At 38.0% G+C, this 23,379-nt stretch carries 19 protein-coding genes and 1 riboswitch; of the genes, 2 read left to right on the top strand and 17 right to left on the bottom strand.

Features of this window, described 5'->3' with window-relative positions; all coding sequences use genetic code 11:
* Positions 1-8 precede the first annotated feature (8 nt).
* The 9 genes from BLV55_RS03405 to BLV55_RS03445 form a co-directional block, all read right to left on the bottom strand.
* A complete protein-coding gene (locus BLV55_RS03405; protein WP_093311142.1) occupies positions 9-1,556 on the bottom strand; it encodes an AbgT family transporter in 1,548 nt (515 codons plus the stop codon).
* A 249-nt stretch (positions 1,557-1,805) separates the two neighbouring features.
* Positions 1,806-3,968, bottom strand: a complete 2,163-nt coding sequence (gene recD2 / locus BLV55_RS03410; RefSeq protein ID WP_330386565.1) for an SF1B family DNA helicase RecD2 — start codon at positions 3,966-3,968, stop codon at positions 1,806-1,808.
* Between the two features lie 15 nt (positions 3,969-3,983).
* Positions 3,984-5,519, bottom strand: a complete 1,536-nt coding sequence (locus tag BLV55_RS03415) for a bifunctional GNAT family N-acetyltransferase/carbon-nitrogen hydrolase family protein (RefSeq protein WP_093311145.1) — start codon at positions 5,517-5,519, stop codon at positions 3,984-3,986.
* 55 nt (positions 5,520-5,574) lie between these two features.
* Positions 5,575-6,198 carry a class D sortase gene (locus BLV55_RS03420; protein WP_176968240.1) on the bottom strand — a complete coding sequence of 208 codons (624 nt, stop codon included), beginning with the start codon at positions 6,196-6,198 and terminating at the stop codon, positions 5,575-5,577.
* Positions 6,199-6,229: 31 nt separating this feature from the next.
* Positions 6,230-6,898: a hypothetical protein gene (locus BLV55_RS03425; RefSeq protein ID WP_093311149.1), complete on the bottom strand. Its 669-nt coding sequence runs from the start codon at positions 6,896-6,898 to the stop codon at positions 6,230-6,232.
* Between the two features lie 162 nt (positions 6,899-7,060).
* Complete coding sequence (locus tag BLV55_RS03430; protein WP_093311152.1) at positions 7,061-7,909, bottom strand: HDOD domain-containing protein; 849 nt, start codon at positions 7,907-7,909, stop codon at positions 7,061-7,063.
* A gap of 111 nt (positions 7,910-8,020) precedes the next feature.
* Positions 8,021-8,521 carry a prolyl-tRNA synthetase associated domain-containing protein gene (locus BLV55_RS03435; RefSeq protein WP_093311153.1) on the bottom strand — a complete coding sequence of 167 codons (501 nt, stop codon included), beginning with the start codon at positions 8,519-8,521 and terminating at the stop codon, positions 8,021-8,023.
* 36 nt (positions 8,522-8,557) lie between these two features.
* A complete protein-coding gene (gene pgeF / locus BLV55_RS03440) occupies positions 8,558-9,385 on the bottom strand; it encodes a peptidoglycan editing factor PgeF (RefSeq protein ID WP_093311155.1) in 828 nt (275 codons plus the stop codon).
* A 116-nt stretch (positions 9,386-9,501) separates the two neighbouring features.
* Positions 9,502-10,527, bottom strand: coding sequence for an ABC transporter substrate-binding protein (locus BLV55_RS03445; protein ID WP_093311156.1), 1,026 nt, complete (start codon positions 10,525-10,527; stop codon positions 9,502-9,504).
* A gap of 90 nt (positions 10,528-10,617) precedes the next feature.
* Positions 10,618-10,723, bottom strand: a riboswitch (TPP riboswitch).
* 237 nt (positions 10,724-10,960) lie between these two features.
* Between BLV55_RS03445 and BLV55_RS03450 the strand changes: the two genes are divergently transcribed.
* Entirely contained in the window at positions 10,961-11,272 is a 312-nt protein-coding gene (locus BLV55_RS03450; RefSeq protein ID WP_093311159.1) for a hypothetical protein, read from the top strand.
* Positions 11,273-11,337: 65 nt separating this feature from the next.
* On the opposite strand, the gene BLV55_RS03455 is transcribed toward BLV55_RS03450, so the two are convergent.
* The 7 genes from BLV55_RS03455 to BLV55_RS03485 all read right to left on the bottom strand — a co-directional run bounded on the left by BLV55_RS03455 (position 11,338) and on the right by BLV55_RS03485 (position 19,794).
* The gene (locus BLV55_RS03455) at positions 11,338-12,138 is read right to left on the bottom strand and encodes a mechanosensitive ion channel family protein (protein WP_242870016.1); all 801 of its coding nucleotides are present in this window, start codon (positions 12,136-12,138) and stop codon (positions 11,338-11,340) included.
* Positions 12,139-12,222: 84 nt separating this feature from the next.
* Positions 12,223-14,346: a heavy metal translocating P-type ATPase gene (locus BLV55_RS03460; RefSeq protein ID WP_093311160.1), complete on the bottom strand. Its 2,124-nt coding sequence runs from the start codon at positions 14,344-14,346 to the stop codon at positions 12,223-12,225.
* Between the two features lie 15 nt (positions 14,347-14,361).
* Positions 14,362-14,715, bottom strand: a complete 354-nt coding sequence (locus tag BLV55_RS03465; RefSeq protein ID WP_242870017.1) for an ArsR/SmtB family transcription factor — start codon at positions 14,713-14,715, stop codon at positions 14,362-14,364.
* Between the two features lie 114 nt (positions 14,716-14,829).
* A complete protein-coding gene (locus BLV55_RS03470; protein ID WP_242870018.1) occupies positions 14,830-15,258 on the bottom strand; it encodes a peptidylprolyl isomerase in 429 nt (142 codons plus the stop codon).
* 32 nt (positions 15,259-15,290) lie between these two features.
* Positions 15,291-16,238, bottom strand: a complete 948-nt coding sequence (locus BLV55_RS03475) for a diguanylate cyclase (RefSeq protein WP_093311162.1) — start codon at positions 16,236-16,238, stop codon at positions 15,291-15,293.
* A gap of 66 nt (positions 16,239-16,304) precedes the next feature.
* Positions 16,305-18,488: a TIM-barrel domain-containing protein gene (locus tag BLV55_RS03480; RefSeq protein ID WP_093311164.1), complete on the bottom strand. Its 2,184-nt coding sequence runs from the start codon at positions 18,486-18,488 to the stop codon at positions 16,305-16,307.
* Between the two features lie 64 nt (positions 18,489-18,552).
* Positions 18,553-19,794 carry a GGDEF domain-containing protein gene (locus BLV55_RS03485; protein WP_143033161.1) on the bottom strand — a complete coding sequence of 414 codons (1,242 nt, stop codon included), beginning with the start codon at positions 19,792-19,794 and terminating at the stop codon, positions 18,553-18,555.
* A 198-nt stretch (positions 19,795-19,992) separates the two neighbouring features.
* On the opposite strand from BLV55_RS03485, the gene BLV55_RS03490 reads away from it, so the two are divergent.
* On the top strand, positions 19,993-21,606 hold the full coding sequence (locus tag BLV55_RS03490; protein WP_093311167.1) for a putative manganese-dependent inorganic diphosphatase: 1,614 nt from the start codon (positions 19,993-19,995) through the stop codon (positions 21,604-21,606).
* A gap of 29 nt (positions 21,607-21,635) precedes the next feature.
* On the opposite strand, the gene BLV55_RS03495 is transcribed toward BLV55_RS03490, so the two are convergent.
* Positions 21,636-23,336 (bottom strand): phosphoenolpyruvate carboxykinase (ATP), encoded by a 1,701-nt coding sequence (locus BLV55_RS03495; RefSeq protein WP_093311169.1) that lies wholly within the window; start codon positions 23,334-23,336, stop codon positions 21,636-21,638.
* Positions 23,337-23,379 lie beyond the last annotated feature (43 nt).

Here is a 23,379-nt window from a genome sequence, read left to right on the forward strand (position 1 = left end):
CAAGTTTTTTATAAATACATGGTGACACCTGGTCCAAGAGGTAATCCAAGTACCGCCCAAACAATAAACATAATGGTCCAGCCAACCATAAACACAATGGAATAAGGTAGCATGGATGAGATCAACGTACCAATGCCTGTATTCTCATCATACTTTTTAGCAAAAGCAACGATGATTGCAAAGTAAGACATCAGTGGTGTAATAATATTGGTCACAGAGTCACCAATACGATATGCCAGCTGAGTTAATTCCGGCGTATAACCAACAGCCATCAGCATTGGCACAAATACCGGCGCCATAATGGCCCATTTCGCCGAAGCACTACCAATAAACAGGTTGATAAAACCAGAAACAATGATAAATCCAATGAGCATCGGAATACCCGTCATTCCAGTAGCTTCCAAAAAGTCTGCCCCTTTAACAGCTAGAATAGTTCCCAAATTACTCCAGCTAAAGTAAGCAACAAACTGGCCAGCCGCAAAGGCCAGCACAAGGTAACCACCCATTGACGCCATGGCTTTACCCATAAATCCAGCAACGTCTTTATCGCTTTTCACCGACCCAGCAGCAATACCATAGGCAATACCGGGAACCAAGAAGAATAACGCAATAATAGGTACCAAGCCTGCCATAAATGCTGATCCTGCCAAAATCTGACCGTCATCTGCTCTCAAGACAGCATTTTCTGGAGCAACCAGCGCCAGTATAATTCCGATAAATACCACCAAAGAAATACCTGCCCATTTCAAGCCTTTGGTTTCGTTTTCAGCTACTTGATCAATACTTACTTCTGTATCGCCTTTATATTCACCCAGTCTCGGTTCAACAATCCGTTCTGTTACTAGGGTACCCAGTACCGTGATAACAAAAGTAGATGCAATCATAAAGTACCAGTTTGCCGTAGGATCCACCGTATAATCCGGCTGCCACATTTGAGCGGCTTGTTGACTAATGCCTCCCAAGAGAGGATCAATGGTACCAACTAAAAGGTTTGCACTAAATCCACCAGACACTCCCGCAAAAGCAGCTGCCAGTCCTGCCAATGGATGTCGTCCAAAGTTTAGAAAAATCAAGGCTCCAAGTGGTACAAGTACAACATAACCAGCATCAGAAGCAATGTTGGACATGATTCCAGCAAATACAACAACAACCGTAACTAGTTTTTTAGGTGTCGATAAAACTAGTTTTCTTAAAGCCGCCTGAATTAGCCCGGTACCTTCTGCTACACCAACCCCTAGCATTGCTACTAAAACAGTTCCCAGCGGAGCGAAGCCTGTAAAGTTTGTTACTGCTTCTGAGAAAATTCGTCTTATCCCTTCTGCCGAAAGAAGGCTGACAGCGGTTACTACTACTTCTTCCATTTCACCTGTGCCAATAACGATCCGTTCAAAAGTTACGGACACACCTGCCTGCGCTGCAAAGAAAGAAATTACAATGACAGCCAAACTAAAAAGCGCAAACAAGGTCACAGGATGAGGTAATCGATTTCCTACCACTTCTACCATATCAAGAAACCGATTAAAAAGACCTTTTTTTCGTTTTACTTCTTGACTCATTTTTTCACTCCTATCTCCCATTTAATTTTTTCCGAAAATAATGATAAAAAAATACTCTTTTTCGCATTTTCGGATGTGCAATAAGAGTATATTCAAGAACATGACTCGTGTCAACTATCAGAATTTTTTATCATTGATGTGCCACTTTCTCAAACTCTGTTTTATCAATCAATCCCAAATTTACTAAAAATTTTTAGTCATTAAAAAAAACCTTTTGTCCACGCATCGCGGACAAAAGGTTTCGTCACATTAATGATTCTGTTCTATAATGCGTGTATCTAACAATGTGTTTCGGTCTTTTACCTTGTTGTTTTTTACTGCCATGGCAATCGCTTTTTTAGATCCGATTAAAACCAGTACTTTTTTTGCTCTCGTCACGCAGGTATACAATAAGTTCCTCTGCAACATCATAAAATGTTGGGTTGATATAGGCGCTATCACAACCGGGTACTCACTTCCTTGACTTTTATGAACCGTCATGGCATACGCTAATACAATTTCATCTAACTCTGTATCCTGATATTCTTTCACAAGTCCATCAAAATGAATATAGACTTTTCGATTTATTTCATCAATGCCTGTAATCCGACCAATATCTCCATTAAATATATTTTTATCGTAATTATTTCGAATCTGCATCACTTTATCCATCAATCTATAGGTGGTGCCACCATATTTTATCATTTTCTCCTGAGGATTCAAATGCTCTTGAAGCAACTGATTTAACTGATAAGCTCCCGTGGAACCTCTTTGCATCGGACAAAGGATTTGAATATCATTAATTGGATCAATCCCAAAGTATTCCGGCAGCCTTTTTTGGCATAGCGAAAGAATTTTATCTGGAATTTCCTCAGGTTCATCGGATTCAATGAAGAAAAAGTCTCGATTTTTCCTCCCCTTTAAGTAAGGAAACTCTCCGTCATTAATGCGATGAGCATTGGTAATGATCAAACTACCTCTTGCCTGACGAAATATTTGCTCCAGCTTAACGACAGGTATGCAGGAAGAACTAATAAAATCTTTCAAAACATTACCCGGACCAACCGATGGTAATTGATCCACATCACCTACCAGTATCAACACCGTATCATTCTTAAGGGCTTTTACCAAGTGATTTGTAAGGACAATATCCAGCATGGATGCCTCATCAACAATCAACACATCGCATTGTAAAGGATATTCTTTATTCTTTTGAAATCCTTCACCGGGCTTGTACTCTAGCATTCTATGTATTGTTTTGGCATGCCGCCTTGTTGTCTCTGATAGTCTTTTCGCAGCTCTTCCTGTAGGTGCACATAACATCACTTTCGCTCCTAAGTGTTCAAAAGCTTTTATAATAGCAAGTGTCGTAGTTGTTTTTCCAGTTCCGGGCCCCCCTGTTAAAATCATCATTTTCGATCGGATGGCTGTATGAATTGCCTGAAGCTGTATCTCGTGGTATTGAATTCTTCGATTTTCCTCCTTCACTATTTTTTCCACATCCGAATCTTTATACTTCGAAGGATTTACCATTATTTCCGAAACCTTTTGAGCTACTTTCACTTCGCTATGATAAAACACCGGTAAATAAATAGCGTTTTCTTTATCAGCAATAATATTTCCATTTTCAATCATTTTTTTTATGCTATCCCGAACGATCTCTTCACCAGCATCCAGTATAGACATCGCGGCTTTTATCAACTGATCCTCTCTTGCATAGCAATGCCCTTCACCTGACAGCTCAGAAAGTACATATTTAAGTCCAGATTGAATTCTTACTGGCGAGTCATTTTCAAATCCCATATGCTTAGCAATTTGGTCTGCCGTTTTAAAACCGATTCCCCATATATCATCTGCTAATCGATACGGATTTTCCCGCACGATAGAAACACTGTCTTTTCCATAAGCTTTGTATATTTTCACCGCATAGGCTGTCGATACGCCATGAGACTGAAGGAACAGCATCACATTCTTAATATCCTTTTGTGATTCCCATGCTTCTTTGATCATTATAGCCCGTTTGGAACCAATTCCTTCAACCTCTACCAGCCGCTCAGGCTGATGATCTAACACATGGATGGTTTCATCTCCAAAGTGCGCTACGATTCTTTTTGCATTCACCGGCCCTACTCCATGGATCAATCCGCTTCCTAAATACTTTTCAATCCCCTTACGGGTAGCAGGAATTTTTTCTTTAAATTCAGTGGTCTGGAACTGTTTTCCATATTTCGTATCTACTTTCCAACTTCCTTTTATTTCCAAAACTGACCCCACATTGATATGTCCCATTATACCTACTACAGTCACTAGATCCTTCAACCCTTTAGCTTTTGCTTTAAGAACAACATAGCCATTCTTTTCGTTCAGAAAGGTAATTCGTTCTACTAAGACATTAAGAGTTTCCATCGCTTGTTCCTTTCTTTTTTGATGCATTATTTTACTTTTCGCTTATTTTACCGGATATGTTTCATACAGGTCATTTCGTCTGTCTTTAAGCTGAGTAACGGTACCAGTTTTTCTATTGCGTCTTAATATTTCCAAGTCTACATCCCCAACAACAATGGTTTCAATATTTGGCGTACACTCGCCTACAATGCCGTCACGAGCAAAGGAAAAATCCGAAGGTGCAAAAATTCCAGATTGTGCATACTGCATATCCGCTTTCTCCACATGTGTCAAATTTCCAACCGTTCCTGCTATAACCGTATATACCTGATTTTCTACCGCTCTGGCCTGAGAGCAATAACGAACTCGTAAATATCCTTGGCGATCATCTGTACAAAAGGGGACAAATACAATATTTGCTCCTTTTTCCATCACCATTCGAGACAGCTCCGGAAATTGAATATCATAACAAATTAAAATGGCTATTTTTCCTCTATCTGTATCAAAGACATTGACCTCGTTGCCCGGCTGTAGTCCCCACCACTTTTTTTCCTCTGGAGTGATGTGTATTTTATATTGTTTATCAATCTTTCCATTCCGGTGAAACAAGTATGAAACATTGTATATAGAACCTTCTTCTTCTACAAAATGGGATCCACCAACAATATTCACATTGTTTTTTACCGCCAGCTCAGAAAATAACAGAATATATCTTTCCGTATATTCTGTTAACCTGCGAACCTGTTTGCTAGGAATTCGCTCATTTAAGAAAGAAAGCAATTGCACCGTAAAGGATTCTGGAAATACAACAAAATCACTTTCATATATCGCACTAGTTTCAACATAATATTCACATTGCCTAGCAAATTCTTCAAAAGAATCAACCCTTTTCAGGCTATATTGAACAGCGCATATCCTGACAGGAAAAGCTCTGATAAAGTGCCTTTTTGATTTCGGAAGATAGTCTACATTGCTCCATTCTAACAGAACAGCATGATGTAAAGACGCTTGATCATCCTCTAGGTATTCAGAAATAATTCTTTTCACGACAAACTCATTCATTATATGAAACGTTAACACAGGATCATATATTTCTCGCTTAACGACTTGCTGAACATACTCTCTTGGCTTCATGGTTTTGGCGTATTTATGATAATAAGGTATTCGTCCACCAATAATCATTCCTTTTAAGTTCAGTTCTTCCACTAATTCTTTTCTTGCTTCATAAAGTCTTGTACCGATTTTAAGTCGCCTATATTCCGGATGTACCATCATTGCAATACCATATAGATGGAGCCCATCCGGGTCGTGATTGGTTATATATCCAAAATCACATATTTCATCAAAGTTATGTGTATCCTCATACTGCTCAAAATCTATTATCAAGCTAGAGGAGGCTCCAATAATTTTCCCATCATACTCAACGCAATGCTGACCTTCCTGAAAAACGGCTATCTGACTTTCTAGGTGATCCTTTTCCCATGGATCCATTTTAGGAAAGCAAATTTGGGACAATTCAACTACCGCAAGAATATCTTCCTGTCGGACATTTCTTACAATAAGATTTTTTTCCATCTGTTGTAAGTTTATCTGTTCCAACGAAACCACTCCTTCTTTAGCATTAGCAACTATAGTATAACATTGATCCCTTATGTTACAAAGGGGTTGTATGCTTGTGACTAGAAAAAATAACCAGTCTGTGAGTAGCTCTGGCTATCGGTGTACACGTCACCAATGTCAAAATCCTTTCTCTATTACTCCCCATCATAATCCATAGTTCTGACGGTTCAACAAAAGTAATTGATTCCACCTCATACACATGTCTATATTGTTCATCTTCAAAGGTAATTTCATCTCCTACTTTCAACTCATCTAGCCGGTTAAAATGACTTCCAAATTGATACATACGATGACCCGTAATCACTGTATTACCTGAATCCCCCGGCAAATCACTACTAATCATTCGTGCAAGACTCTTATTTAGGTTAGCCGGACTGGCATTTTCAACAACCTGCATCTCTAAAGCTATCACAGGAATCTTTAACGTCCCAATATTTTCACCGTATGTATAGGGTGATTCTTTTTGCAAATCATCTAATTTTGATTCATAAGGTTCTTTCTTTTCTATTGGCTCAATCATCTCTTTTTCTTGTTTTTCTACAGTCTCTTCCAATTCTTCAAAAAAAACTTCTTCTCTCTGCAACCAGTATCTATTTGCAATTACCAACATTATCCCTAAGAAAACAATTGCTACCACCATTACTTTCTTGCCTTTCATTATTTCCCCTTCTTTCATCTGGCATTCATTATCAATTAAATTGTATTTCTTTAACTATTTTTAGCTCTTGCGGTAATTGAAATATCTCTTGCGAAAAAGGCCCTTCCTGGATTTCTGTATAAATACGGCGGTGAACCCTGCCATCAGCCATATGCATCTCTTCTTTTAATGGCAATCCCAACTCTTTAGAAATCCAAACACGGTATACTTCTTCATTCCCGCCATGAGTTGATTTGTTTTCCAGCCGATACACTGGTTGATTCTGATAAACAAGCTCTTCAACTGAAGATACTTTTTCTATAAACGTCTGATCAAATCGATTCTCTGCTACAGCATATCTAGTTTCATCCAGGTCCTGTGGTAATAATTCCACATCTGTATAGTAATAGACAATTCCTTCATTTGCTTTGGGATCTATTTGATAAAAAGCTCCGTCTGTCTGTCTCGTCAACAAAACCATTGTTTCTCCGTTTATTGAATTTGTCATCTCGACTCGCCGATGGTAGCCTTGATGCCAAACTTGCATAATACCTATATGATTATTAGAAAACTTATACGGTGTTTTATAGTAATAACCCTCTAAATCCCGAGACTTTTGCAATACTTGTTGCCAGCTATCAGCCGAACTGTTTGTCACATTAAAAGTGATTAAGACGAATGCTGTTAAAATACTGATGATGAAGAAACGTTTCCTTGTCATCATATCCCTTCTTTCTTTTTTCAGAATCGCTGCTTTAAAAATAATTTTTAGTAATACTATCCTTCGGTTAAATACCCTTAAATCAATCTTTCCTCACAAAATAATAAATGAAAAAGAGTGTGGTAAACCACACTCTTTTTCGTTTCTATTGATTCATATTATTTAATGATGAAAGGATTCCTCATCACTTGTTACATCAATTAAATCAGAAAGAATTTCCTGTAACTGCGACTCTGTTAAATTTAGTTTTTCCATTGCATTAGCAGAAAAAGAATATTGCAATCCGTCTGCCCCCATATGAACTCCCAGCATCATCACCGTTGCATCCGCCACATGAGTAATAGCTACTAGCTTTTCATTAATGTTGGCTTGCTCCGGTTCATGATGATAGGCTATAGCCTCTACCAACGCATCAGGAAGATTCCATTTTTCTGCAATCTTAGCTCCTATCTGGCCATGATGAAATCCAAGAACACTTTCTTCTGCTTGCATAAAAGAAATTTGATCTCTTTCCACCGCTTCTTGTACCGCTGACATTTCACTTGTTAAATAATGGTTTAGTATTACTTTTCCAACATCTCTTAAAAGTCCAGCTACATAAGCTTCGTCAGGTCTCGGATAGCGTGTTTTTTTTGCAATTAATCGGGCTGCAATAGCACATGTTTGAGATTGGCTCCATAGAGCTTCTTTTTCCATTGCATACCCAGGAAGCTCTCGAGCCATCATTTTACTTACCGTCGCTGCAAGTGCAATGCTTTTAATAGCCTGAAAGCCCAGCACAACGGTTGCCTGTGATATCGTGCTGATTTTTCTAGAGTATCCATAATGCGTTGAATTAGCGAAACGTAGCACCCTAGCTGTAAGGCTCTGATCTTTCGTAATTTCCTTCTCAATATCTTGTACGGTCGAATCTGGATCTTCTGTTAACCTAATAATATTACTGACAGTCATTGGAAAAGCGGGAATATCTTGAACACGATCAATTACTTCCTGAATGGAAATTTTTTTCATCGAATCGCTTCCTTTCCATATTATTCTATACCCAATCTAAACCCTACACTTATGTAGTTAGGTTGAATCGTTTATCCAGCATCTCACACCAGGTTACTAATGACCTTATTACTATAATTCTACGATTTTGTATGGATTTCCGCTCCACTCAAGAAATTTAATTAAGTCAGCATATTTAATGGATAAGGTAGCTCGATTGTCGTTGGGATGGAAAGTAATCAGTTCATGAACTTCTGTAACTTTATCTAATAATACTAGCGTTTCATTATTCGTATCGTTCACTAAACCAAAAGGACTAACAGAACCCGGGACTACTCCCAGATATTTTTTCAATCTTTCAGGAGAACCAAAACTCAAATTTCCGTAACCTAGTTTTTTGCCTGTTGCTTTAATTTTTAAGGGTTTTTCGTTTTCTGTAATCATTAGAAAATGTCGATCCCCTTTATAGTTACGAAGAAACAAGTTTTTACAATGTAACCCTTCGATTCCATCTGCATATTTTTTTGCATCTTCCACCGTGTTCGCCGGAGGATGTTCATGGTACGTATAGACGATATTCAATTCATTTAAGACATCTAACACTTTTTTTACTTCCGGATTGTTCTTTGGCATCTAGTATCTTTCCTTTCTGTCTGCATAAATTATATGTTACTGATTTAGCTGCATGACAGCTGCATGGTTCCCTCGGTCGTTACCCATTCTGCGATGAGAAAAAAACTTATCTGCCTCGCAGAAAGTGCAGCGATTCGACTTCCAAATATTATCTTCAGGAATGTTTTCCAGCCTTAAAAAGTTTTCGTGTACTGATTCCAATGATAAACGCCATTGTTCTGCATTTGCTTTTGATATTTTTGTAACATATTTTGGAAAAATTTTCACATGTTTATACACATCGTGCCTAATAAGAAAACAACATTTACCTATTGATGGTCCAATTCCTACCTGAATATTTTCCGGCCGACAATGGTAAACTTCCTTCATCGCCTGAACCATTTTGGAAGCCATACCTGAAAAGGCTCCTCGCCACCCTGCATGAGCAACACCAATTACCCTTTGCATTGGATCTACATAAAAAAGAGGGGTGCAGTCTGCATGAAATGTCATTAGTGGAATACCCGGAACATTGGTAATTAAACCATCTATCCCAACGTAGGTTTTAGGTTTGGTCATTCCACTACCTGTATCTTGCTCGGAAACAACCCGAATATTTGTTTCATGGGTTTGATCCGACAGTACCAGGTTATCTTTTTGAATTCCCAGGGCTTTCGTAAACCTACGAAAGTTTTCATTAACCAGTTTTTCATCGTCTTTTGAAGCAAATCCAAGATTCATGCTTTTGTAACAACCTTCACTAACCCCTCCTTTTCGACTGCTAAATCCATGAGTTATATTATATTGCTGATTCCAGCCTTCAAAGGCTCCATATTCTACCTGCTGTTGTTGATACCAAGAAAATTTATCTTTTTTAATAGTCATCCTATTTTCCTTCCTGTCCGTCTTTTCTTATTTCTTCTTACTTATATTTTAACACATATTTTTCAAAAACAAAGCCATCCAGTACAAAGGACCTAGATGGCCGTTCATTAGAATCTTTATCTTTTTACTTCTTCAGGTAAAAACTTATTTGTGAAGGCTTTTTCAGCCGTCAACGAATCATTCAAAAGTCCCTGGTCATACATCCAGACAGCATAGTTTTTCCATATTTCTTCTTTCATTTCTCCCCACCTTGATGCGTCAGCCTGGTATTCCTTTGATAAGAACAGTTGGCTGGCTACTACCATTTCCTCATCCAATTCAGGCACATTTTTTAGTAGATGTTGTGCTGCTTTTTCAGGATTTTCAATCGCATATTCATATCCTCGAGAAGTTGCTCGTAAAAATCGATGTATTAAATCCGGATCTTTTTCAATTAAAGCTTCATTTGTAATAATAAGGGGTGTATAGAAATTAAGTGCTTCCTCATATTGTTGCAAAGGAATAAAATTTATTTTATAGTCCCTTAATTCAGCAGCAACACCGTCCCACCCATAGTAAATCCAACTAAAATCAACATGATTTTCTACACCATCAAAAAAATCTGACGTTCCAATATTTACAAACCCTACTTTTTCAACGTCAGCATCGTCTTTTTCCATCAATGCTCTTATCGTTGACTTCTCAACCGGCGAACCCCATCCACCATAATCTTTCCCTTCAAAATCTCTGGGTCTTTCGATCCCTTTGCCGACAGGCGAAGCAAACCCGGACGTATTGTTCTGAATAATCGCGGCTATGGCTTTAATGGGCAAAGGCTCCTCCGCTGTTCTTGCATAAGTTACTTCTTCCTGGTAACTAATTCCAAATTCCCCTTGTCCAGCGCCAATAAGATCCGCACTCCCACCCTGGCTTGGTTGAATCAAATCTACCTGAATTTCTTCCTCTTCAAAATAACCTTGCTCTATGGCCACATATAAACCTGTATGATTCGTGTTGGGTACCCAATCCAGGACTACCGTCACTTTTTCTAATGCACTACCCTGTTCATCTTTTTCCTTCTCTGCTTGACTGCATCCGGTGATAAAAATAAACAATGCCATCACAAAGCTAATCCATCTTATCCCTTTACTTGCTTTCTTCATTGACAAACCTCCTCATTTTCAAATGATTATAAGTTGCTTTTTTAGCTAATACAAAAAAATCTGCTTCCTTTTTGGATTGCAGATTTTCACATCACATTTTTCTACTATCCCTCCGCTGGCATTATCCAGATCAGGTTTTGGGTCGGAACAAACAACTCCCTCTCAGCCAGACACGCCAGCTCCCCTTATATTTTTCAGATGTCTTTTATCATTATAATGTTTTCCTTTTTTTCTGTCAATTCATACGCCTCACCCTTTTTTATTAACCATTCAAACTTCTGCTTGATTAATTGGTGAAAATCGTTTATGATTTTGATAGATTCTCATCTAAACTGGGTATCAATTACATAGAAGCCAATAGAGCTTTGGCACCACAACAGCCAAAGCTTTTACTATATGCAAGCTAAGAATCAGCACACAGGAGGTGTTATAAATGGATACATTGGTATATTCTCTTATCAGAGTAACGCTAATGATTTTGATTTTCCGCACAGTCATCCGGCTGATGGGTGGTGGTTTTTCTACCCGTTCAATAAGACGAAAACAGCGACAGCCAATTGCTCCTGCAAATGTAGAAGCAACCGAATCAGAGAACCAAAAACCCGAACCAGCAATAATGGTAACAGACGAGATCACTAATGAGCCTATTGATGAATCTAAGGCATATATCCTTTTGGATGATGATGGTAACCGACGTTACTTTGCAAACTGGGATTCTCGACAACTTTATATTCAATCTAAATGAGACTACCCTATCATTTACTTTTAAAAAGACCTTCCCATTTAATGCGAAAGGTCTTTTTTAGGTCATTATCCAGGATGATTTTGTAAATGAACATCCATTTGAGGATAAGGAATGCTTATTCCATCTTCATCAAAGGCTTCCTTTACTCTTTCCATCATGTCAAAATAGATAGTCCAATAATCCTCTGCCTGACACCAAACACGAAAATAAAAAACAACTGCACTGTCCCCATGCTCCCCTAAAACAATCATCGGCGCCGGATCTTTCATCACAAGCGGGTGTTCATCGGCAATTCTTTGAAGAATCTGTTTTACCTGTCGAATATCCGCTCCATATCCAACACCAAACTTAAAATCCACTCTTCTGGTTGTATAGGCTGAATAATTAACAGCGCTACTGTTAGAGAGATTGGCATTCGGAACAATTATTTTGCGATTATCAGGTGTATTAAGGACTGTGTAAAATACTTGAATATCCTTTACTGTTCCCGCATGCCCTGCTGCCTCAATATAATCCCCTACCTTGAAAGGCTTTAAGATAAGAATTAATACTCCCCCTGCAAAATTCGCCAGACTTCCCTGAAGTGCCAAACCGATAGCAAAACTCATCGCACCTAATACAGCAACAAAAGAAGTCATCTCTGCACCAAGCATAGATGCAATACTGATAATAAGCATTACCTGAAGCAGTATACGCACCAACGGCACTAAAAAGGATTTTAGCGACTGATCCATCTTTGACTTATCCATTTGTTCTGCAATCAAAGTCGAAATTTTTTTAACGACGGTTAATCCTACAACCAGAAAAAAAATTGCTAAAAGCACTTTTCCTGCGTACGCATAAACCATTTCCGTCACAACACCCACTCAATCACTCCCTATTCTATTGTTAATCTTGGCTTAGCTGTTGCCACATCACTTTTTTACCCTAAAGTAAATTTGATAAACGAATTAAGATCGAATCATCCTCATGGCATTAAAGATGGCAAGCAACGCAACCCCTACATCAGCAAAGATAGCTTGCCATATTGAAGCCATTCCAAAAACTCCTAGTGCCATAACCATCCCCTTTACACCCAGCGCTGCAATGATGTTTTGCCAAACAATCCGATGGGTTTTTTGGGCAATTTTATAAGCAGTCACAATGCTTGAAGGTTTGTCTGTCATAATCACGACATCCGAAGCTTCAATAGCGGCATCAGATCCTAAGCCACCCATCGATATGCCTATGTCTGCTCTAGCTAATACCGGAGCGTCATTAATTCCATCTCCCACCACCATTGTTTTCCCCTTCGACGTTTTTTCTTCCATTATTTTTTCTGTTATTGTCACCTTGTCTTCCGGCATCAAATTTGCGTAGTATTCATCAATTTGTAGCTCTTTTGCAATTTGCCCAGCAATAGCTTCCCGATCTCCTGTGAGCATAACAATTCTATTAATTCCAATTTCTCGAATACGTCGAATAGCCTCAGCCGCATCTTCTTTTATTTGATCTTTAATTACCACGTACCCTGCATACTTCTTACCTATAGATATGTGCACAACCGTCCCTGGTTTTGTGTATTCCAGAGGCCGAATCTTTTCTTTTTCCAGAAATTCTTTTTTTCCTACTAACACTTCCTGACCCGTTATGATGCTGCGTATCCCCTCTCCTGGAATTTCATATTGTTCTTCAATCAATTTTTCATCAATGACACGGCGATTAGCGTTTCGAATACATTCTGCAATGGGATGGTTGGAATAGTATTCTGCCATTGCCATTGTTTCCAGAATTTCCTCCTGTGCAAAAGGTTCCACCGCAACGATTTCTTCAACCTTAAAAACACCTTGTGTCAATGTTCCTGTTTTATCAAAAATAATGGTATCCACTTCTTTTAATACTTCTAAATAGTTACCACCCTTTACTAAAATACCTTTTTTTGAAGCTCCTCCTATACCACCAAAAAAACCTAGTGGAATGGAAATAACTAACGCACAAGGGCAAGAAATAACCAGAAATATCAGTGCCCGATAAATCCATTCGTCAATATTTGCCGACAGAAGGATCGGTGGTATTACCGCAATTCCTATTGCGATACCCACAACTATAGGTGTGTAAAACCGAGCAAATTTAGTAATAAATCTTTCCGTTTTCGCTTTTTGAGAACTTGAATGTTGTACTAACTCTAAAATTTTAGATACGGCCGACTCTCTATAGGTTTTATCCACTTCTACCGTTAGAAGTCCTGATTGGTTTATAAATCCACTCAACACCTGGCTATCATTCTTTACATCTCTTGGCATCGACTCTCCTGTTAAGGCTGAGGTATCCACAGAACTTATGCCTGAAACAACCTTTCCATCTAAGGGTACTTTCTCACCAGGTCTGACTAAAATATGCTGACCAGGTTCAACTTCAGATGGCATCACTTTCTTTTCTCCATCAGCTGTCACTAACCAGGCATAATCAGGTCTTATATCCATTAAGGATGCAATTGATCTTCTAGACTGATTAACAGCCCTGCCTTGGAAATACTCACCAATTTGATAAAAAAGCATAACGGCAACACCCTCCGGATATTCGCCGATCATAAAAGCTCCCAAGGTTGCAATGCTCATAAGAAAGTTTTCATCAAACACTTTTCCTTTTAGTATATTAAAAAAAGCTTTTTTTAATACCGCTTTTCCCGCTATCAAATAGGCTGTCGAATACAGCAGGAAGGATATCCCGTCAGAAGTCTTAAAAATCCATGGTAACACAAACAAAATACTGCTGATCATGATAATGCTTACAGCCATTTTTTCATTATGATGATCATGATCATGAAATGATTCTGGCTGATCTATTTCTTGCTCTGTTGTCACTTCCATCACTTGAACATCGTTTTCTATATTGGTGGCAATTCTTTTAATCTCTTTATTCAAAACATTATTATCAATCGTTGATCCTAGCTGTACCTTTAATCTTTGTGTGACAAAATCCAGTTGAGCTGATGAAATAAATGCTAAATCATTAACCTCTTTTTCTATTTTATTTGCACAATCAGCACACGCCAAATGTTTTAGTTGATATTGTCTGGATTTAAGGTTTTTCATCTTTCCACCTCGCTTTTATTTTTCATTAATATGTTCTAATCCTTGGTTAAAAACACGTTGAATGTGGTCATCATCCAGCGAATAATATATAATTTTACCATCACGCCTGCTTTTAACTACACGGGCCTGTCTCAGCATTTTCAGCTGATGAGATATCGCCGACTGGCTGGTGTTTAGCAAGTAAGAAATATCGCATACGCACATTTCCTGAAGCGATAGTGCATACAAAATTTTTACTCTGGTAGGATCCGAAAACACCTTGAAAAAATAAGCCAACTCTGTTGCTTGTTCATTAGAAATCATTTTTCCTTCTGTTTCTTTTATTTGATCATGGTGAATCACAGTGACTTCACAATAGTCTTTGGTCATCATAAAACCCTCCTTTGTATGAATAACTGCTCATGTGTTCATGTAATATGATAAAAGAAAACCTCGTTTATGTCAAGGCATATTCGAGGTTTTTATTCGTTTTCTGATGGTTTTCTATTCTTCAACACTTACCTTAAGCATTTTATCGCCTGCTCTAATTTCATCTACTACCTCTATACCTTCTGTCACTTTTCCAAATACAGTGTGATTCCCATCCAAGTGAGGTTGTGGGCTGTGACAAATAAAAAATTGACTGCCACCAGTATCTCTGCCTGCATGAGCCATCGAAAGACTTCCCCGCTCATGTTTATGCGGATTGTTTTTCAGTTCACATTTAATGGTGTAGCCCGGTCCACCAGTCCCTGTCCCTTGCGGACATCCACCTTGTATCACAAAATCATCAATCACACGGTGAAAACTAAGGCCATCATAAAAACCTTCTTTAATCAGTTTAAGAAAATTAGACACTGTTCCCGGTGCTTCTTTTTCAAATAGTTCAATATGAATCTGTCCTTTTTCCGTTTCCATTTTAACATGTTTCACTACGGCCACACTCCTTTAGATTAAAATCAACCCTATTGTTCTTGTCCTTTTGATGGTTCTTGATCGTTTTTCATTTTTTTCACTTGATTCCTTCCCGCTTTTTTTGCTTCATAAAGTGCATTATCAGCCTTTTCCACTAATTTTTCAGCCTCTACTTTATCGGAAGGAATCATTGTCGAAACACCGACACTAATCGTAACCACCTCACTGATAGGAGAATCTATATGCTCAATTTCCATAGCTTCAATCGCTTTGCGAAAACTTTCAGCAATGGTAAAAGCACCATCTTCTCCCGTCATCGGCATGATTCCTACAAACTCTTCTCCACCATAACGAGCAACCAGATCACCTGGTCTTTTAAGCGTTTTTCGCAAGCAGTCGGCTACTTTTCTGAGACACTCGTCTCCTTCCAGATGCCCATAGTGATCATTATATCGTTTAAAGTAATCAATGTCAGCCATTAAAACTGAAATTGGTTTCCCATCACGAAAAGATCTTTTCCATTCTGTTGATAAAACTTCATCAAAACGCCTTCTGTTGGGTATGCCTGTTAATCCGTCGATAAGGCTGGCATCTTTCAGTAAGTCTCTATATTGTTTGAGCTCCAGATGATTTCTGACACGAGCTTTTACAATAGAGGCATGATAGGGTTTGGTGATATAGTCTATGGCACCAAGTTCCAACCCTTTTGCTTCGTCTTCCTGTTGAGACATCGCCGTAACAAAAATAACAGGGATATCCTTGGTCGCCTCTGACGCTTTTAGTATCTCGCATATTTTATAACCATCAATTTCCGGCATCATTACATCCAGCAAAATTAAGTCTGGAGGATCGTCAGAATTGGCAATACTTAGGGCTGTTTTACCATTCGTTGCCACTTTTACAGTCCATTCATTTTTCAGCAATTGCCCTAGCATTTGTATATTGACAGGGCTATCATCGACAACTAATATCGTCTGGTCTTTTTTCATGGTATCCATTTGCTTCGTCCTTTCTATATTGGCATCACAAAGTGTCCGTCAATGGTACATCCACGACCACAACTCTCAAATAATTTGCTGATTTTTCACGTCATAGCCATATTCCACTAATTCGCCTTTTACATTAGCCATCATCAAGTTTAATCGACGCACCTTAGATTCACCTATTTGAGAAACATCTATTTCATAGTGATCCTTAACTAGAGTAACTTTTATCATAATCCCATTTGCTTTATTTGCTTTATAATCCATTGATTCACCATCATCATCATAGTAATAATACGTTGCTGTATCTTCCACAAACGCAAGCACCGTTAATGCTGAAAAATCCATACTATCAACATTTCGAGCAGGCTCCGCCAGTATGATCATTTTATTTTTTCTTACAAAAAGGGATGTTTCATCCATTTCTAAATGCATATAATGATGACCTTTTGATACCACTTGAAATTCATCTTGATGATTAGTCACCGTTTTCCATAAAAGCATTTCTTCAGGTACCCATACATATCGTCCTTTTGCATTTTCTTCGTAGACAGGTGCTATCATAACTGATTCTCCAACCAGTAATTGATCTTCTATTTCTTTCGAGTGATCATCTTCGTATTCAAAAGACAAAAGCTTAAAGTAAAGGTCTTGATTAAGAGTAGCCTTCATATACTCTGAGTAAATATATGGTATTAACGAGTATCTTAGCTCTAAAACCTTTCTCATCGTATCTGTTGTTTTCTCATCAAATGCATAAGGCTCTTGACTTCTTGTGTATTTTGCAGAGTGGTTTCGGTACAAAGGTGTTAATATGCTGGCCTGACTCCAACGAATCAGTAAAGAAGCATTTGTATCCCCTCCAAAACCACCTATATCAGCTCCAACATACATAAACCCACCCATGTTTAATGCTGGCATCATTTTTAGCATCAATAAAATATGTTCCCACCAGGAATGATTATCCCCTGTCCATAATCCAGCGTACCGCCCCATACCAGTATAAGAAGACCTGGAGAAAAGAAGGTGCCTTTTGTTCGGGGCCAATTCTCTTAATCCTTCAGCTGCAGCCCTTGTCATATTGTATCCATACAAATTGTGAATCTGATGATGAGAAATCATCTGACCATCCATTTTTTGAAACATATTCTTATAGTCTTTCTCGTCACCAGTCAAAGCTTCATAACATCTGTTCAACTCAAAATATTCCTGCAGATCCAAGTTTTTCCCTTCTAAGGATTTCACTTTTTCCGTAAATGCTTTCATTTTTTCTTCTGTGTAGAAAATAGCCGGTTCGTTCATATCATTCCAAAAACCTTCAATCCCAAAATCCGTCAGTATCTCATACTTATTTCCAAACCATTTGCGTACTTCAGGTAATTGAAAATCCGGAAAATGAACCCACCCAGGCCATACGGCAGCTAAAAAAGCTTCGTCTTTTTCATCTTTACAAAAATAGTGATTAGCAACTCCTTCTTCATAAACCTGGTAATTTTTTTCCACTTTGACACCGGCATCAATAATTGGGATTAGCCTAAATCCATCGGTTTTCATTTCGTCAACAAATTTTCCAAAATCCGGAAAACGCGTTTCGTCTACTGTAAAGTTTTTATAGTCTTCCATATAATCAATATCTAAATAAATCGCATCACAAGGAAGGCCTTTTTTTCTCATGGTATCAGCTACTTCTCGAACGATGTCCGCCGTCTCATAACTCCACCTGGACTGTTGATTTCCAAATGCCCATTTAGGCGGCACATACCCTTCACCCTGAAGCCTTCTAAATAATTTGATAGTACTTTTTAAGCTGTCATGCTTAAAATGATATAAATCAAAATCCATTCCTTCTATCTTAATCTCAATTTCATCCGGGTGGTGATATCCAATGTCATAGATCACTTTTCCAGGAAAATCGATGTAAAAACCATGATGTTCGTCACCAGTTATAAATAAGTAGTTATGAGCCCCATACAAAGAGGACTTATCAGGCGTATGTATCGGATCATCTGTAGCATAAGATTCAATCCAGCGTCCTCTCTTATTGACACTGCCAACAGACTCTCCCAAACCAAGAACCTTGTCTGTTTTTTTTAGCCTTCCCTTCAAGGTAACGCTTTTCTCTTCATGGCTTTCAATAAAAAAAGGAATTTCGAGAGGCTCTGGCTGTAGTTCCATTGTTTCTTCAGAGTAAGAAAGACTATCTGTTCTTACTGGGTTTCCAAACCTAAATAGCTTTACCTGTGAGTTCAAGGAGTAAGTTTTCATTTTTTCATCCTTTCATCTATTAGTCTGTTATTGATTAACGCCAGCTTCACCTATAAAGTTTCCGCTATGATTCTACATGGTTCTTCTTTTTATGGAGTATTAAATCTTTTTTATCGTAACTGTTACTTACCCAATCTTGACCACTTATATCGCTGTCTCCCTTGTCTTTCCTGTCATCTCCTGATATTTCTTCGGATTCCGTTCGATTCCTCCCCTTTCTTTTGCCAATATACAGATATTTATCGGACCTTTTCAGTAAATCACCTGTATTGTCTCCAGACTTCCCAAAAGCGAGGCCTATCGTCACTGTAATATGGATCACTTCTCCTTGAACACAAAATGCTGTTTCTGCTATTTGTTCCCGAATTCTTTCACAAGCTTTCCAGGCTTCCTTTTGAGATATATCGGTGAAAATAATCAAAAATTCTTCACCTCCGAAACGTCCACAAAAGTCGTTACTCCGAACAGATTTTTGAAGTATTGTTGCTAGTTCTCGCAGCACTACATCACCAGCAAGATGTCCGTAAGTATCATTAATCATTTTAAAGTGGTCTAGGTCTAAAAGTGCCACCGATATGTACCGATGCTTATCTCTATCTTTTTTTACTATTTGATCCGCGATCATGGTTATTGTTTTTTTATTGTAGATGCCTGTCAGCCCGTCACGAGTCCCTTGTATCTCCATGTCATCCACTTGTCTGCTAAAGAAACCAAAGAAATAAAAGGAAGACACTAAGGCAACCAAGGCGCCTAAAGAGGTGATTGCTATGGACTCCATAAACTTCTGATCATTAATTTTCCGTTGTTCTTCATAATCTTCATGCAAAAGCCCTGTTAACTGATTAGAAAAGTTGATCGCTACACTCATTGCATTAATAGCTGTATGATACATTCTCCTCATTTTATATCCATCATCATCGCTCTGGCTAGTCAATGTAATGGTATTAAGCTTTGTCGCTTCATAACTTTTATTAATTACATTGAGCCAATGATACTCCTCTTCCGTTAGAGAAAAAGAGAAAAGTTCTCTTAATAATCCTGTTATTTCTCTGTCATTTTGTTCAATAAAATACAAGCTGTTACGATCATTTCTCTCAAAAAAGTTCGCCAAGTGATACTGCTGAGAAGTAATCTTTGTTTTTAAGTCGCTGGTTAACAAAATCATGTTCAAATTCTTTTCCGATAAGCTTTGATGTGTCTTTTGCAAGTCCATGGCATAGTAAATAGAACTAACAAAAGCTAGAAAAATAAATATAATTACTACTATATATCCTGATTTTATTAGCCTGGTTCTGTTCTTTTTCATTTTCACACACGCCCATCTTATTAATATCGGGTTTTCATCGTGTTTTTCTTATCGTTAGTTATTCGACAGTAAATTTCAAATTCCTTTTTTTATGTTATTATTAGTATCTCTTTGATGTATGTTTTTTTCTTTTTTGATATAATACAGTGAATATATTTATCGCCTTAACCATGCTTTTTATTCTATAGGAGGTTCTTTATGTCCGTTTATATTTTTGGTCATCAAAATCCAGATTCAGATTCCATCGTTTCAACGATAGCCCTCGCCTTTTTAAGACAGCAACAAGGAATGTCAGTGATTCCAAGTTGCTTAGGTTCTTTAAATAAAGAGTCAGAGTTTATCCTTGATTTTTTTAACCTTGACGCACCTCACGTTATTGATAATGTAAAAATTCAAGTAAATGATATTCGTTTTGATTTCACAAAAGGGATTACACCCGAATGTTCTATTCTGACAGCCTACCAGACAATGGTACAAAACCATTTTGAAACATTAGCCGTTCTATCCGAAGATGGTCAATTGCAAGGCATCATTAGCATGAAAGATATCGCTATGGGACTTATTAAGGGAGATTTTTATCGCTTGAAAACTTCTTTGCGAAATTTAGCAACTACCTTAGGAGGCTGTCTTCTAACAGAGGAATGTCAGCACATCGATGGCACCATCTCCGTTATTGCTTTCTACTACAAAACCATCTACGGAACCTTGGGACCAGAAAGCATTATTATTGTAGGCGATCGTTATGATATTATTGAGCACGCCATCGAATCCAAGGTGCAACTTATTATCTTAACAGGATCTAATACGCTTCCTGAAGAACTATTGCACTTAGCCTCTACCAGCGGAGTTTCTATATTATCCGTACCCCAAAATACTTTTTATATCGCTAAAATGATTGACCAATGTAATTATGTCTCTACTATCATGAGAAGAAAAAATATTATGAAATTCACTAATACTCAATACCTGGAAGATTTAAAGGATGAACTTTCTACGACTCACTATAGAAACTACCCGGTTGTTGATGAAGATAATCGATTTCTTGGTTTTATCAATAGAAAACATTTAATGAACCCTGAACGCAAACAGGTTATTATGGTAGATCATAATGAATCCAACCAAAGCGCTGAAGGAATAGAGGAAGCTCACATCTTAGAAATTATTGACCATCACAAAATCGGAGATATTTCTACTACTATTCCCATTAACTTTCGAAACAAACCAGTGGGCAGCACCTGTACGATTATTACAGAAATGTTCCAGGAAGCAGCTATGCCTATTCCTGATAATATTGCCGGAGCATTAATAGCCGGAATTATTTCGGATACTTTATATTTCAAATCCCCTACTACCACCCAAGAAGATCACATGGCTATTGAATCCCTCAACCATCACTTGAATTTGGATTTGGAGTCTTTTGCTATGAAAATGTTTCGGGCAGGAACTTCTCTTGAAGGACAAAGCACTGAAGAGGTTTTTTATGAGGATTTCAAATCTTTTTATTTAGAAGGAAAGAAAATTGGCATCAGCCAAATCTTCACACTCGATCTGGGCGAAATCGTCAATCGACGAACTCACTTGCAAGAACTCATGCAACAAGTTCAATCAGAAGGTTCTTACAGCATGATTCTCCTTCTTGTTACTGATATTATGAGAGAAGGTTCTTACGTGTATTACGTTCCAAAAAATAGCCGGCTTCTATCATCCGCTTTTTCTGTATCTGTCGAGCAAGGGACTTTTATCCCCGGTATTATTTCCAGAAAAAAACAGGTGATTCCTAAGCTTACGGAAGCATTACTGTCTCAACAATAAAAAGCTGGCTCTACGTAGCCAGCTTTTCTTTACTCTATTTCACTTATTCCATTAAGTAATGTTTCCTGTAATTTTTTATCTTCATCACCATGAAGTTCAGACATAACAGCATAAAGCGATTTTACGGCTTCTGCAGGAAGTGCATCTACTCCTTCTTTTACTGTTTGCCTCGATTCGACATATTGAATTCTTTGAACAAAATGAATCATAAACTCTCTCCGATATTGTGCATTTTCAAGATCTGCATCAAATCCATCGATTTTCATAATCTCTATCTCTTCAAAAGGTTCCCATTTAACAAATTCAGCTCTGTCTTCAACAATAGATTCAATAATTTGCAACGTGTGCGATGGCTCCACTTTTTTACCCATAAAATGTCCAGTGTTAATGATATAACAATCTACACCTGCCTCAAAAAGGTTCTTAAACAGTTTGTAATCCACGCTAAGTGGATATGTTCTGAATGGATTTGCATAAGGCTCAACAACTAGTTGATCCGGATTGATGCCTTCCGCCAGTTTTTCTGCAGAAGATCTTTTTGTTGCTAATGTCGCCCCCATCACTGAACCCAGCGCGGCTCCTTTTATTTTAATCACTGGTGGCATTGTCGGATCTTTCATAATCCAAAAGATAGAGTTTATCGGGTCATCAATGCGATCAACCCGATCGGCTGCCCATAGCTTTGATTTAATAGCACGTCCATTACCATTTCTTAAGTCTTCGGTTACAGGATATATTTTACCGTCATCATACATAATAGCTCCGTTATTTTGCATGGTCAAAATATATTTGTTATCTTCACAATTCATGGGATAGTCTTGGGTTTTATCAAAATAAGTAGGCTCTAAGGCAATCGATGTCTTATCTTCAATATTAATAATAAAAGCATCATCATGCAATACGGTTACGTTGTATTTATTATCGTGTTTTGCATGGGTAATCGTTGACTTTCCTGAGCCAGAAAGTCCAAAAACAGCAATCGTATGCTTTTTACCAGGCAAATTATAGCATTTCAATCCACCGTGACAGGCCGCATAACCATTTCGAGCTGCCGTTCCCCAAGCAAGTGTCAGGGTTCCTTTTTTGTATTCTCCAAAATATTTCATCCCTAGTATAGCCGCACAGTTATGGGTAGGGTCGAAAAAAGTTAGCCCCATCGGATGATCTGGATGAGACCAGTCAGGATCACAAAAAATAATAATATCTCCTTCTGGTATCTTTTTCGAGTATTTATACATTTCTGAGTATACTTCATTAACATATTGAAAATTTAATAACCAACTGTAAAATATGTTTTCATGGTCTTCCGGTATTAATAGATGTGCTTTAATCATGAAGTTTCGGTGCAATCCTATTACCACTTCACCATGATACATTGATTTTTTGCGCGTATCATAAATTGAATCCCTAATAATGGCCGAATAGTATTTTAGATCAACCTCCGGATCTCCTGAAATTCTTCTGGCAGCCGCCGCTCTACCAAAGGTATTACCGTCATTGAACAAAAGTGCATGAGCATCTTCCGGCAACCCTTGCTTCTCTGGTTCATAAATAGGAATACCTGTAAGTGGAATTGTTCCCGGGCTTTTTTTGGCTAGCTGATATGCTTGCGCTACTGTTTTGACAGACTGTACATTGTTTTGATAAAATGCCGTTTGAATCGTAGTTCGAATCTGTGATTTAATCGCATCAAACTCTTCTTTCCCCTTAAACCGATTGATGGTACTCATGCTTTCCCTCCCGAAATATATTAAAACTTCACCTTGAAACAGT

It is taken from the genome of Tindallia californiensis (assembly GCF_900107405.1).
Classification (GTDB): domain Bacteria; phylum Bacillota; class Clostridia; order Peptostreptococcales; family Tindalliaceae; genus Tindallia; species Tindallia californiensis.